13 protein-coding genes are annotated in these 13,464 nt (G+C 37.6%); 3 read left to right on the top strand and 10 right to left on the bottom strand.

Going from position 1 to position 13,464, the window contains the following annotated elements:
- Nucleotides 1-75 precede the first annotated feature (75 nt).
- From GILLI_RS07580 to GILLI_RS07540, 9 genes are all read right to left on the bottom strand, one after another.
- Nucleotides 76-471, bottom strand: coding sequence for a YkvA family protein (locus GILLI_RS07580; RefSeq protein ID WP_006988508.1), 396 nt, complete (start codon nucleotides 469-471; stop codon nucleotides 76-78).
- 25 nt (nucleotides 472-496) lie between these two features.
- Nucleotides 497-1,516: an AI-2E family transporter gene (locus GILLI_RS07575; protein WP_006988507.1), complete on the bottom strand. Its 1,020-nt coding sequence runs from the start codon at nucleotides 1,514-1,516 to the stop codon at nucleotides 497-499.
- Between the two features lie 8 nt (nucleotides 1,517-1,524).
- On the bottom strand, nucleotides 1,525-1,953 hold the full coding sequence (locus tag GILLI_RS07570) for a VOC family protein (RefSeq protein ID WP_006988506.1): 429 nt from the start codon (nucleotides 1,951-1,953) through the stop codon (nucleotides 1,525-1,527).
- A gap of 68 nt (nucleotides 1,954-2,021) precedes the next feature.
- Nucleotides 2,022-2,855 (bottom strand): 23S rRNA pseudouridine(2604) synthase RluF, encoded by an 834-nt coding sequence (rluF, locus tag GILLI_RS07565; protein WP_006988505.1) that lies wholly within the window; start codon nucleotides 2,853-2,855, stop codon nucleotides 2,022-2,024.
- A 93-nt stretch (nucleotides 2,856-2,948) separates the two neighbouring features.
- Complete coding sequence (locus GILLI_RS07560) at nucleotides 2,949-3,158, bottom strand: hypothetical protein (RefSeq protein WP_006988504.1); 210 nt, start codon at nucleotides 3,156-3,158, stop codon at nucleotides 2,949-2,951.
- 84 nt (nucleotides 3,159-3,242) lie between these two features.
- Nucleotides 3,243-3,791: a hypothetical protein gene (locus GILLI_RS07555; RefSeq protein WP_006988503.1), complete on the bottom strand. Its 549-nt coding sequence runs from the start codon at nucleotides 3,789-3,791 to the stop codon at nucleotides 3,243-3,245.
- A 17-nt stretch (nucleotides 3,792-3,808) separates the two neighbouring features.
- Nucleotides 3,809-5,335 carry a helicase HerA-like domain-containing protein gene (locus tag GILLI_RS07550; RefSeq protein ID WP_006988502.1) on the bottom strand — a complete coding sequence of 509 codons (1,527 nt, stop codon included), beginning with the start codon at nucleotides 5,333-5,335 and terminating at the stop codon, nucleotides 3,809-3,811.
- A 163-nt stretch (nucleotides 5,336-5,498) separates the two neighbouring features.
- A complete protein-coding gene (locus GILLI_RS07545) occupies nucleotides 5,499-6,557 on the bottom strand; it encodes a S66 peptidase family protein (protein ID WP_006988501.1) in 1,059 nt (352 codons plus the stop codon).
- 116 nt (nucleotides 6,558-6,673) lie between these two features.
- Nucleotides 6,674-7,972: a D-alanyl-D-alanine carboxypeptidase/D-alanyl-D-alanine-endopeptidase gene (locus GILLI_RS07540; protein WP_006988500.1), complete on the bottom strand. Its 1,299-nt coding sequence runs from the start codon at nucleotides 7,970-7,972 to the stop codon at nucleotides 6,674-6,676.
- Between the two features lie 201 nt (nucleotides 7,973-8,173).
- On the opposite strand from GILLI_RS07540, the gene GILLI_RS07535 reads away from it, so the two are divergent.
- Complete coding sequence (locus GILLI_RS07535; protein WP_006988499.1) at nucleotides 8,174-8,806, top strand: 7-carboxy-7-deazaguanine synthase QueE; 633 nt, start codon at nucleotides 8,174-8,176, stop codon at nucleotides 8,804-8,806.
- A 69-nt stretch (nucleotides 8,807-8,875) separates the two neighbouring features.
- On the opposite strand, the gene GILLI_RS07530 is transcribed toward GILLI_RS07535, so the two are convergent.
- A complete protein-coding gene (locus GILLI_RS07530; protein ID WP_006988498.1) occupies nucleotides 8,876-9,442 on the bottom strand; it encodes a DUF2911 domain-containing protein in 567 nt (188 codons plus the stop codon).
- Nucleotides 9,443-9,744: 302 nt separating this feature from the next.
- On the opposite strand from GILLI_RS07530, the gene asnB reads away from it, so the two are divergent.
- Both asnB and gyrB read left to right on the top strand, forming a co-directional pair.
- The gene (gene asnB, locus GILLI_RS07525; protein ID WP_040506902.1) at nucleotides 9,745-11,376 is read left to right on the top strand and encodes an asparagine synthase B; all 1,632 of its coding nucleotides are present in this window, start codon (nucleotides 9,745-9,747) and stop codon (nucleotides 11,374-11,376) included.
- Nucleotides 11,377-11,502: 126 nt separating this feature from the next.
- Nucleotides 11,503-13,443 (top strand): DNA topoisomerase (ATP-hydrolyzing) subunit B, encoded by a 1,941-nt coding sequence (gene gyrB, locus GILLI_RS07520; RefSeq protein WP_006988496.1) that lies wholly within the window; start codon nucleotides 11,503-11,505, stop codon nucleotides 13,441-13,443.
- Nucleotides 13,444-13,464 lie beyond the last annotated feature (21 nt).

The following is a 13,464-nucleotide window of genomic DNA, read 5'->3' as shown; positions in this document are numbered from 1 at the left end:
TGATATTTAAAATAAAAAGCCGCATTTTGCGGCTTTTTTTATGAACTTAACTCATTTGTTGTAAGTCAAAGTAAATTACTCTTCCTCCAGTTTCCAGTCCAGATATTTGTGCAGATCAGATTCTATAAATTTCAGCCCGAAAGTGAATACTGCAAAATCGTCTATATACCCTATTCCAGGAATAAAATCGGGAATCAGGTCAAATGGATTTAATATGTAAAGAAAGGAAAATGCGATCGCTGCAATGGTAAACCAGGGAACATTGGTGTAAACTCCTTTGCGATAATCCTTCAGCATCCCAAACATAACCTTACCCAGCTCTGTATATTTTTTTAATACACCTGAATTAAGAATTTTATCTGAGATTGCTTCGTGACTGTTTACAGCCATATCTACATCGCCATCATTTATTTTGGTGATCTCACCACTTACGTATTCCTCATCAATCATTTTAGATTTTTTACCAAACATAGTCGTCTATTTTTAATGGTTAATTTTATAAATTTTGATTTTCATTTCCGTATTCCGTCTTGTATATTTTAAGGATCAACATAAAGAGTGATATTAAAAGGGGTCCAAATATCAGTCCAATAAATCCAAAAAGGGGTATGCCTACAACCACACCAAAAAGTGTGATCAATGGGTGAACGCTTGAAAGTTTTTCTAAAATATACAAGCGTACAAGATTATCTGTGGAGCCTACCACAACAAATCCATAGATAAGAATTGCAATAGCCTGCCAGTTTTGTCCCTGCGATAATAAAAGCAAGGTAACCGGAATTATTCCAATTGCTGTTCCAATAAACGGGATCATTGAGCCCACAGCAGTAATTACAAACCAGAAAAAAGGATCTGGCACACCAAAGATAAGAAATCCAACTAATGCTATTACCCCCTGAATTATGGCTACTAATGGAATTCCAAGAGCATTGGAACGAACCGAAATATCGCTTTCCACACCTACCAATCTAATATTTTCATCATTTAAAGGAATGTGCGTGTTAAGCAATTCTTTCATTTTTTCTTTATTGACTAACATGTAATAAAGCAAAAAATACATGATTCCAATGGCGATAAATGCATTAAAAGTGCCGCCGGCTAAACTCTGTAAGTTGGTAGATACCCAATCTGTTATGGCAGAACTGTCGATACTCTTGCTAAGGCTGTATCCAAAATATTCTTCAGCTTTATTTGTTTGATCCTTAATGGCAGTAATAACTTTTTCTGAATTTGCTACCGCTTTCCCAATTTTGGAGGAAAGCATAAAGACAATTAGCGAGATGGGAATCAAAATTCCAATAAAGGAACCTATAATTAATACAGCTGCCGCCAAAGATCTATTCCAATTCCTTGCCAAAAGTTTCCCCATCCACTTTTTTAAAATAACATATAATGTGATGGCTCCCAGAATACCGGAGAGATAAGGAACGATTTCCTTAAAAATTAAAAGCCCTAAAAATATAATTAACAGCAGTACGAAAAGTTGACGTACTAAAGAGGGTTTTAGTCTATCCATCTATAATTTTATTTTGCAAAAAGCTGGTCAATGTTTTTAAAGGCCTTAAATTCTAAGGCATTACCAGAAGGATCTTTAAAAAACATAGTAGCCTGTTCTCCTGTTTTCCCTTTAAAACGAATGTAAGGTTGAATTACAAATTCGATATTTTTACTTTTCAGTTTTTCTGAAAAATCCTGGAATACATCCCATTCCAAAACAACACCAAAATGTGGGATTGGCACATCTTTTCCATCTACTATATTGCCTTTGGGAGTTGGAGAAGGAGCTGGTTCCTGAACGTGGATTACCAACTGATGTCCAAAAAAATTGAAATCAACCCAATGATCGCTGCTTCTACCTTCAATACAACCTAGTGTGTCCCGGTAAAAACTTCGGTTCGTCTCTAAATCCTGAACTGGAATCGCCAGGTGAAATGGCTGAATTTTATTTGTCATATTATCAAGTAGTTTTAGTTCTTTTTAAAATTATGAAGATTTAATGACTTTTTAACGCCAATAATTTGTTAAGATTTGTTTTTTGATGAACTTCGAGTGTTCCCGGAATGCTTAGAAGGTTTTTTATTCTCTTTTTTTTCCTGAGTATCTGATCTTCGAACGGATTCCTTCTTTTGAACAGGTTTTTCTGTTTTTTCAGATTCTGAAACCATGGAATTTATTGTTTGCAATTCCTTGGATGTTAAGTCGCGCCATTCACCTGTTGGAATGTCTAAAACAACATTCATAATCCTGGTGCGTTTCAGGTTTGTAACTTCATATCCCAGATATTCACACATTCTCCTAATTTGCCTGTTCAAACCCTGTGTGAGAATGATTTTAAAATCGAATTTTCCCAAACGCTCGACCTCACATTTTTTAGTCATGGTATCCAGAATAGGAATTCCCATACTCATTCGTTGAAGAAAATTTGAGGTTAATGGCCTGTTTACTGTAACTATATATTCCTTTTCGTGATTATTCCTGGCGCGCAGAATTTTGTTTACAATGTCCCCGTCATCTGTTAAGAAAATAAGACCTTCGCTGGCCTTATCAAGTCTTCCAATTGGAAAAATACGTTTTGGATAGTTGATGTAGTCTATAATATTGTCTTTTTCAACTCCCGTGTCTGTGGTGCAAACTATACCAACTGGTTTATTAAATGCCAGATATACAGGTTTTTCATCCAGATTAATAATAGTTTTCCCATCTACCTTTACAACATCATTTTCGGCTACTTTTGTTCCCATTTCCGGAAGCTTGTCGTTTATGGTTACTCGTCCCTGCTCAATTAATTTGTCGGCTTCACGTCTTGAACAGAAACCGGCTTCGCTTAGATATTTATTTATACGGGTGAGTTGCATTTTTTTTAAATAAAGTAGGGTAGCAAATATAAAGATAAGTAGACCATTTTAATGGCTGTTCCTAAAGAATATACTTGCTACCCAAGAGTAAAATTATTCTGCTTTTTTATTAGCTACAGCCACCTCATCAGTGTCTTTTCTATATTTCAGCATGGAAATTCCAGCTATAAAAAATACAAAACCTAAAATGGCCAACGGCCAGGGGCTTATCGCTAAAGCTAAACTTCCAAAAATTCCAAGAACGCCCATTACTAATGATATGGCACCTCCTATTAACATGATAACTGCTAAAATCTTAATCATAATGTAAATTATTGGTTAGAGGGTAAAGGTAACCAAAGAAATTTAACCAACTTTGACATTAACATTTCCTAAACAAGAGCAGCATTACCAGCTAATCATAAAATATTTGATCTTTGCGTTATCCGGTATTTGAGAAGCCGTGATCCGTGTATCGGTATCATATCTTAGGCTGGAAGGTAATTCCCGCTTGTCTATGGTGAGGTATAAATTCAATTCGTCTATAAATATCACAGCTGAATTCAATGTGTTTTCAATTCTGGAAATTCGGTATTGTTCTACAACATCGCCAAAGTTGCTATTTATATTTAACCCTTTCAGGGTTTCATACCTGGGATCCAAAATCTGAATATATCCAATGGTACTTAACGTATCAAATTGTTGAACCGGTTCCAGAATAAGAAGCGGCGAGCCATCTTTATCGTAGATTTCTATATTGTTCGTGGAGTTAAGAAATTCATTTCCCGAGATATTTCTTACTATAGAATCATTGGGGAAAATAGAGTCCAATTGATTGATTCGAATTTCCTTTGTGAGTTGGCCCACCCTTGTATTGTCAATTAGAAATGGATATGATTCCCGATTACAACCAATTATAAAAACTATTGTTATTAGTAGAATGCTTATTTTTTTCATGCTTTAAGTGCCTGGGTTTATTTAAATGCTTTGTTTAGTATACTCATCACGCCTCTTATAAATGTAGCGCTGGTTAAAACCTTGATAATTGGATCCTGCCTCTTCCGGCTTCTTCCGGAAGTTCTGGATGAGGTACGTGTTACTTTTTCCCGATCTTTTTTTGCTTTTTCCCTGGCATCTTCCTTTTCAGCTCTTTCTATTTTATGTTCCAGTAATTCATAAGCACTTTCCCTATCTATACTTTTATTGTATTTAGCCGCTAAGGAGGAATTGCTAATAATACTGTTTAATTCTTCTGGTAATAATATGTCCATCCTGCTTCCGGGGGCCCTCATCATAGTTGCTGCCAATGGAGTAGGACGTCCTTTTTCGTCTAGTACCGAAATAAGTGCTTCTCCTATTCCTAACGAGGTAAGCACGGTTTTGGTATCATAAAATTCTGAAATAGGATAATTTTCTGCCGTTAATTTTATTGCTTTTCGGTCATTTGCGGTAAAGGCCCTTAAACTATGCTGAATTTTTAACCCCAACTGGCTCAATATTTCCTTGGGTACATCTGTTGGGTTTTGGGTGACGAAAAATATTCCAATTCCTTTGGAGCGGATGAGTTTTATGATACTTTCCAATTGATCCATCAATGCTCCTGAAGCCTCTTTAAATATAAGATGTGCTTCATCTATAAAAAGCACTAATTCCGGCTTATCGCTATCTCCTTTTTCTGGAAAAGTGGTATAAACTTCGGCCAGCAGACTCAACATAAAAGTGGAGAACAATTTTGGTTTTTCCTGAATGTCATTCAGCCTTATAATATTTACATATCCTTTCCCTTCCGGGTTTTTTCTAACAAGATCCAGAACATCAAATGAAGGTTCTCCAAAAAACAAATCGCCTCCCTGTTGTTCAAGAGCGACTATTTTCCGCAGAATGGTTCCGGTGGATATTTTAGACATGCTGCCATAACTCTCTTCAAATTCTTCTTTACCTTCATCGGTTGCAAAGAGGACTATCTTTTTTAGATCTTTTAAATCCAGCAAAGCCAAATGATTGTCATCACAATATTTGAATATAATGGCAAGAATCCCGGTTTGTGCTTCTGAAAGATCCAGGATTCGGGATAAAAGGACCGGGCCAAATTCACTTACAGTTGCACGCAGACGCACCCCCGGCTGCATAGACAAACTCATTATTTCAACCGGGGAGATCATAGGTTCAAAATCAAAACCTATTGTCTTGTGACGTGCTATTAATTTGTCGTTTTTTTCAGCTGGCATGGCAATACCGCTTAAATCCCCTTTTATATCCATCATCAGTACAGGAATTCCTTTTTCCGATAAATTTTCAGCAAGGATCTGCAGGGTTTTTGTCTTTCCGGTTCCCGTTGCTCCGGCAATAAGACCGTGCCGGTTTAAGGTTTTTAATGGGATTTTGACCTCTGCCTCAGGAAAAGTTGCTCCATCCAGCATCGCTGCACCCATACGTATATAATCTCCATTGGTGGTGTAGCCCTTTTGAATATGTTCAATAAACTTTTGGTGGTCTTCCATACTACTAAGTTATTATAAAATTGGGAATTGAGTAGCGGTGTTTTTCTAATTTCAGCAGATTTTTGAGTTAAGAAATCCCAATTTGTTGAATAAAAGCGAAGTAAGTGCCCCGGTATTTTTATTGAACATGAAACTTTTTTATGTGAACAGCATTTTTCCGATTTTACCTTACCGCCGGATTAAGCATTTGTATGGTTCCTTTATCGGCATTGATCTCAGCCCGTAAACCATTTGGGATAGTGGAGTTATCGCTTATGTGCCCAAACATAGCTCCGGAAAAAGCGGGGATCTTCAGCGGCTTGATATAATGGTCTATCACTTCTTCCAGAGTGAAAGATCCATATCCGGATCCCGGATCACAACCGGTACATTTCCCAAATACGAAACCGGAAATTTTATCCAGAACTCCGCCCAGTTTTAATTGGGTCATCATTCTATCTATAGCATAAATTTGTTCTCCAATATCTTCGAGATACAGGATCTTATTTTCCCACTGAGCAGGAAAATATTGAGAACCCATTATTCCGGTTAAAACAGAGAGGTTTCCTCCAAGCAAAGTTCCTTGTGCTATTCCGGGTGTAATTGTTCTTATTCTGTTTGTTACCTGGGTTAAATTATCGCCAATATCTTTCGGGTTTTCAAGTAATAGTGCCTGCTTATCAAACAGCATTTGTTTAAATATTGAATAGCTAAATTTATTCCAGGTAGAAACGGCAAGCGGCCCATGAAAAGTTACTAAACCAGTCCTGGAATAGATTGCAAGATGGAGAGCTGTAATATCACTGTAGCCAATAAAGATCTTCGGATTTTTTGCAATTGCCTCATAATCGATCTTATCCAGAATCCTGGCAGCACCCGAACCTCCTCTTAAGGCGATCACTGCGTTTACATCCGGATCACGAAACATATCATTGAATTCTTTTGCGCGTTCTTCATCTTTTCCACCAAGATGCCCGAACCTGTTAGTTACAAACTCACCCAATTTTACTTTTAAACCCATTGCCTCAAAGGATTCAACAGCGATCTCATAAGGTTCTGATTCAAAAATTGCAGATGCCGGGCTCACGATTCCTATGGTATCTCCTATAGACAACCCTTTTGGCAAAAGTTCATTGGAATTGGCTGTGGGAATTGAAGAGAATCCGGCAGGTGATATAAAAGAGGAAAGTGATACTGCAAACCCGCCCATCCCAATGTTCCTTAAAAAATTTCTTCTTTGCATGCGCTGCTATTTTTTAATTGAATTATATGTGTCTAATTTAAGGGAATTAATTCCAAACAGGATGTGATTTCCAAAAGCGTGAATTTTCCCGGATACTCTTTTCCTTAAAAGGAATGTCAATAAATTTCATGGATACCATTTAGAATTAACTCCATTTGTTTTTTAATTTCTGCGGAAGAATCCGGGTAATTAGCATTCATGAAGCTGAAGATCAAAACCTTTCCGCTTTTGGTTCTCAGGAATCCGCTTAAAGCGTGATTGTTCCTTAGAGTTCCAGTTTTTGCAAAAATGTACGGTTCCCTGGCCAGATAAGAGTTTTTGATGGTGCCAGATCTTCCTCCGGCGGGCAAAAGTGAAAACAGTCGTTGCGAAGGCATAATTTCAGCAATTTTCTGCAAGAGAAAAACCATACTGCGGGGAGTTATGAGGTTATACCTGGACAATCCCGATCCGTCTACCCAATTGGGTTTATCCGGGAGATCCTGTAAGTGTTGGTCCAGAATATGAGAAATGGCGATATCGGTCTTTAGACTGTCTGAAATTTTTCCTGCAACCATCAGCAGGGTTTGCTCGGCCAAAAAATTATCGCTTTGTTGTAGCATTTGTTTGTAAAGACTATCGGAAGCTATGCTGTAAATAGTTTTTGTTTCAGAAAGATCTTTAGGCTTTATTTTGAGGATCTCAACAGGCTTTTGAAGCGTGTCGCCAAGCAATTCTGCAAATAATTCATCTGAATATTTGAAAGGAACTTTTTGGGTAAACCTTTTCTCTTCTGTAAAGGGTTTATAAAGAAATGTGTTTTTTTCCAGGGTTCTTCGGATTCGTTCTGAATTTTCCTGATGGGGAATTAAATTTCTTTTGAAAATTGCAGGGCTGCTCACAGGAAATGGTTTACCGGGGAAAAATTCGAAAACCGCATAGTTTCCATAAATAGGGAATGCAGATCTTTCAACAGAATAATAAGAGTTATAATCATCCCAGGCCCATCCTGGACCAAAATGTTCTTCAGTAAAAACAGGAGGGAGATACTGCAATATTTCTTTTCTGTTTTTTAGAAAGCTTACTGCTTTTGATTGCGGTAAATCTGAATATAACATGGAAGGATCACCGGTTCCCCAAAAAACCAGGGAATCATTTTTCACCGCATATTTCAATGCCGGAAGGGAATCTTCCAGCACTTTTAAACCCGCATAAAAAGTGAGTAATTTGATGTTAGAGGCAGGAGTGAAATATTTCTGAGAATTTAATTCGAAGAGGACTTTTTTCTTCCCCGGATCGTAAACCATAAAACCGGTGAAACTTTTCTCAAAAACTTCAGCATTAAACTGCTGGCTTAGTTGCCTGTTTAACTTTTTCGCAGAAGAACAGGATATCAAAAATAAACAGGAAAATAATATAGGAATTAGGTGCTTCATCCAGGGGGAAATTTGTTTAACAACTCCTTTTGAATCATAGGTTTTACGGATCCTTTTCGAGTTGGTTTTCCAACACTTCAAATTAAAGGAAAATTTTGAATTTACAGGAGTCTATTCCAGGATAAGAAGAACTTTTAAGGGCATTCCTAAAATTGATTAATGTATGTAGCAGGTCTTTAAGTTTCCTTATCTTTGCACGCTATGATTACAAAAGAGAAACAGACATTAGTGGATGAAGGAATCATGCTGCCTTTAATGGAAGCTTTTTACACCATACAGGGGGAAGGGTTTCATAAGGGAACAGCAGCTTATTTTATTAGAATAGGCGGCTGCGATGTAGGTTGCCACTGGTGTGATGTGAAGGAAAGCTGGAATGCAGATTTACATCCGCCAACTGCCATTGGTGAAATAATTGAAAATGCTGTGGAGTATAGTAAAACGGTCGTTGTTACAGGTGGAGAGCCTTTAACCTGGAATATGGATCCTTTAACTCAATTGCTCAAAAAACAAGGTTGTCAAATTCACATCGAAACCTCCGGAGCCTATAAATTGACCGGTATTTGGGACTGGATATGTCTTTCTCCCAAGAAAATAAAATTGCCTACAGAAGAAATATACGAAGTAGCAAACGAATTAAAGGTGATTGTTTTTAACGCCCATGACCTTAAATTCGCAGAGGAACAGGCAGATAAGGTTAATAAAGATTGTATTTTATATCTTCAGCCGGAATGGAGTAAAAGAGATAAAATGATTCCTTTAATCGTGGAGTACGTGATGAAAAATCCCAGGTGGAAAGTCTCACTTCAAACCCACAAATATCTTAATATCCCATAAAAAAAGCGGTTAAAAGTCAATTAAATTAACTTTTAACCGCTTTTGATCAAAACAGATAACTCTTTCTTATTAATTGATAGATTTAAAAGGGATCTCAACATATTTGTTATCCCAGCCCATCAATAAATTGGCTCCATTTTCCCCTGGAACAAAAGCCATAGAAAAGGATTCAATAGTTGTAGGAGAATTTCTCACAGGAACTTTTATGCGAACCTGATCTTTTTTATCGGTATACGCATATGCACCCCAGGTATGAACATCGCTGTTTAAAATAACAGTCCATTCATTTTCCTGCGGAATTGTATAAATAGTATAGGTCCCTGCTTTAACTTCTGCATCCCCAACTTTCATGTCCTTATATAGGGTAAGCTCGGTAGACTCATTCGCTCCCGTACGCCATACCTCTCCATAAGGCACCAGTTTCCCAAAAACTTCCCGATCTCTTGCCTGTGGACGGCTATAAATCACCCTTGCGATTACCTCGTCATTTTGGTTTTTATAAATCACCAAATCCATAGGACTGGCATCCAATTTTGAGAAATTTGGAATTTCTTTTGGTTTTTCTGTTTCCTGAGCAAATGAATTGCTTTGAAATGAAAACATGGCAACTAATGCGATTAAAAATATTTGTTTCATAGTACTGTTAATTTTTTTTAAGATTTGGATTAAAGATACTGTTTAGGCTTTAGCACAGGTGTTAATGAAGTATTTAATATATGTTAAAACTGGAAGTTTTTTTTAAATGAATTTAATTTTAAGATAAGGGATTTAAAACGGCTAATTGCATTTAAAATCTATTTAGGCTTTTTAGGTATTCATAGATTTCTTTTAGTTCTTATTTGAGATTTATATGTTTCAAATTGTAACCAAATAACACTATTGTGTTTTATAATGATATTAATGTTGGTATTTTTGCCTTTCAATTAAAAGTAATTATTATGTGCGGAATTTTAGCGATTATTGGAAAAAAAGAAGCCGAAGTGCAAAGCTTAAAGATGTTATCTAAAAGAATGAGCCATCGTGGACCGGATGAAAGTGATTTTCATGTTACCGAATCAGGAGCAATTTTGAGCCATGAAAGGCTGGCGATTATGGATATTAATACCGGGATACAGCCAATTCAGGGAACTACAACGGCATGGATGATCCATAACGGGGAAATATATAACTACCAATCCCTTAAAGAGAATGAATTAAAAGGCCATACCTTCAGAACAACCGGGGATTCAGAAGTTATTGTCCATTTATATGAAAAATACGGATATGGTTTCTTGAATAAACTAGATGGAGATTTTGCCTTTGTCGTGGTAGATGGGAAAGATTTTATCGCCGCCCGGGATCCTATTGGGGTAAAGCCTTTGTATTATGGTAAAGATGAGGATGGTGCCTTATGGTTTGCAAGTGAGATGAAAGTACTGGCAGATCAATGCGTGAGCTTTGAAGCTTTCCCTCCGGGATATTATTACACGGCTGCAACCGGTTTTGTTCAATATTTCAAGCCGGAATGGTATCGGGAGGAAAAATGTAAGAAAGAAGCAGATCTTGTGAAGTTAAGGGAAGCACTTATAGAAGCTACAAAAAAGCGATTGATGGCCGATGTTCCTTTGGGTGTATTATTGAGCGGAGGATTGGATTCCTCTCTAACATCTTCTATCGCCGCACGGGTTTTGGAGGGTCAGGGAAAAAAACTTCATTCTTTTTCAATCGGTTTGGATAAGGATGCTCCGGATTTGATAGCGGCAAGAAAAGTAGCAAAATTCCTTAAAACCGAACATCATGAAATTCATTTCACGGTTGAGGAAGGAATAGAAATAATTAAAAAATTGATCTGGCACCTGGAAACCTACGATGTTACTTCCATTAGGGCAAGTACTCCTATGTATTTTCTTTCAAAAGCTATTTCTGAAAAAGGGATTAAAGTGGTGCTTTCGGGAGAAGGAGCCGATGAAATTTTTGGGGGGTATTTATACTTTAAAAATGCACCATCCGCGGAAGCATTTCAGAAAGAAACCATTAGAAGGGTGAAACGATTGTCTACTGCAGATTGTTTAAGGGCAGATAAATCGACGATGGCCCACGGGATAGAGGCAAGGGTTCCATTTTTGGATAAAGCTTTTTTAAAGACGGCTATGGAAATCGCCCCGGAGCATAAAATGCCGGTTACCCATTCCGGAATAGAAAAATATATTTTGAGAAAGGCATTTGATACTCCCGAAACCCCTTTTTTACCTGATGAGGTTTTGTGGAGACAAAAAGAGCAATTTAGTGATGGAGTTGGATATAGCTGGATAGATAGCTTGATTGCATATGCAACTTCAAAAGTGAGCGACGTGGAGTTGGAAACCGCTTTATCTAAATATCCCATTAACACGCCAAAAACCAAAGAAGCTTATTTTTACAGAGAACTTTTTCATGGATTTTTTCCACAGGAAAGTGCGGCAAATTCTGTTAAAACCTGGATCCCAAAATGGCAGGAAGATAAAGATCCCAGTGGAAGGGCCAATACCACACATATCGCTAAAAACAGCCTCTCAGTGGTGTTATTAAAGAATCAAAAAACGGAAGTATAAAAACAAGGTTTTTTACACAAATTGTTAATAACTTAAGTGTATTACGAAGCGCTTCAGGCTAATAGGAGTAGGGGTTTTCTTATATTTGTTTGTTATGTAAAATCATGAAATTTAACAGAATTATATATGAGCGAAGAAGCGAAGAAAAACAGTTATTCCGCAGATAGTATCCAGGCGCTGGAAGGAATGGAGCATGTGCGCATGCGACCTTCCATGTATATTGGAGATACCGGTGTAAGAGGTTTGCATCACCTGGTGTATGAAGTGGTGGATAATTCTATAGATGAGGCCATGGCCGGTCACTGTGACACTATTAAGATTACAATTCAAAAAGATGGTTCTGTAAGGACTGAGGATAATGGACGGGGAATACCTGTAGATCTTCATAAAAAAGAAGGTGTTTCTGCACTTGAGGTTGTCATGACCAAAATAGGTGCCGGAGGTAAATTTGATAAAGATTCATATAAGGTTTCAGGAGGTTTGCACGGTGTAGGTGTGAGTTGTGTTAATGCATTGTCTGAGCATTTAACGGCTACGGTATATCGTGATGGAGTAATTTGGGAGCAGGAATACGAGTTCGGGAAACCGCTCTATCCCGTGAAATCTGTAGGTGAAACCGATCTTGCAGGTACCGTAATAACTTTTAAGCCGGATCCAGGCATTTTTGAACAAACAGTAGATTTTAATTATGATACGCTAGCCAGCAGAATGCGGGAATTGTCATTTTTAAATAAAGGGATCACCCTTTATTTAACAGATGAGCGTAGGGAAGCTGAAGATGGTACGATTCCCACAGAAACATTTCATTCAGATGAAGGTTTAAAGGAATTCATTAGGTATTTGGATGGAAACAGGGAATCTATTATCAAGGATGTGATTTCTATGGAAGGGGAGAAAAATGATATCCCTGTTGAGGTTGCGATGGTTTATAATACTTCCTTTAACGAAAATCTTCATTCTTATGTGAATAACATTAATACGCACGAGGGAGGAACACACCTGGCGGGCTTCAGAAGAGGACTTACCACTACCTTGAAGAAGTATGCAGATGCTTCTGGAATGCTGGATAAATTAAAATTTGAAATTGCAGGAGATGATTTCCGTGAAGGGCTTACCGCCATTATTTCGGTAAAAGTCGCTGAACCTCAGTTTGAAGGTCAAACCAAAACTAAATTAGGAAACCGGGAAGTTACAGCAGCTGTTTCTCAAGCGGTTTCAGAAATGCTGGAGAATTACCTGGAGGAAAATCCAGGCGATGCAAAAATAATTGTTGAAAAGGTAATTCTTGCTGCTCAAGCTCGTCACGCCGCTAAGAAAGCGCGTGAAATGGTACAGCGCAAAACCGTGATGAGCATAGGAGGCTTACCGGGGAAATTATCCGACTGTTCTGAACAGGATCCTGCAAAATGTGAAGTATATCTTGTCGAGGGAGATTCGGCAGGTGGTACAGCAAAACAGGGAAGAGACCGGAATTTTCAGGCTATTTTACCGTTAAGGGGTAAAATTCTGAATGTGGAGAAAGCGATGAGACATAGGGTTTTTGATAACGAAGAGATCAAAAATATATATACAGCTTTAGGGGTAACTATTGGTACTGAAGAAGATAGTAAAGCTTTGAATTTGTCAAAATTAAGATATCACAAAGTGGTGATAATGTGTGATGCCGATGTAGATGGTAGTCACATTGAAACCCTAATTCTTACCTTCTTTTATAGGTATATGAAGGAGCTTTTGGAAAATGGCCATATTTATATAGCTACGCCACCGCTTTACTTAGTAAAAAAAGGTCAGAAAAAACAATACGCATGGAGCGAAAAAGAACGTGACGCAATTGCAGAAAGTTTTAACGGCAGTGTACAGATACAACGTTATAAAGGTCTTGGAGAGATGAATGCTGAACAATTGTGGGATACTACCATGAATCCAGAATTTAGAATGTTGAGAAAAGTTAACATTGATAACAGTAGTGAGGCAGACAGAATTTTTTCTATGCTTATGGGGGATGAAGTGCCACCAAGAAGAGAGTTTATAGAAAAGAATGCTGTGTATGCTAATATTGATGTATAAGCAAACAACTTATTATCAGGA

It is taken from the genome of Gillisia limnaea DSM 15749, from assembly GCF_000243235.1.
GTDB lineage: Bacteria > Bacteroidota > Bacteroidia > Flavobacteriales > Flavobacteriaceae > Gillisia > Gillisia limnaea.
The sequence above is the reverse complement of the archived record's forward strand: the minus strand, read 5'-3'. Positions and strand labels throughout refer to the sequence as shown.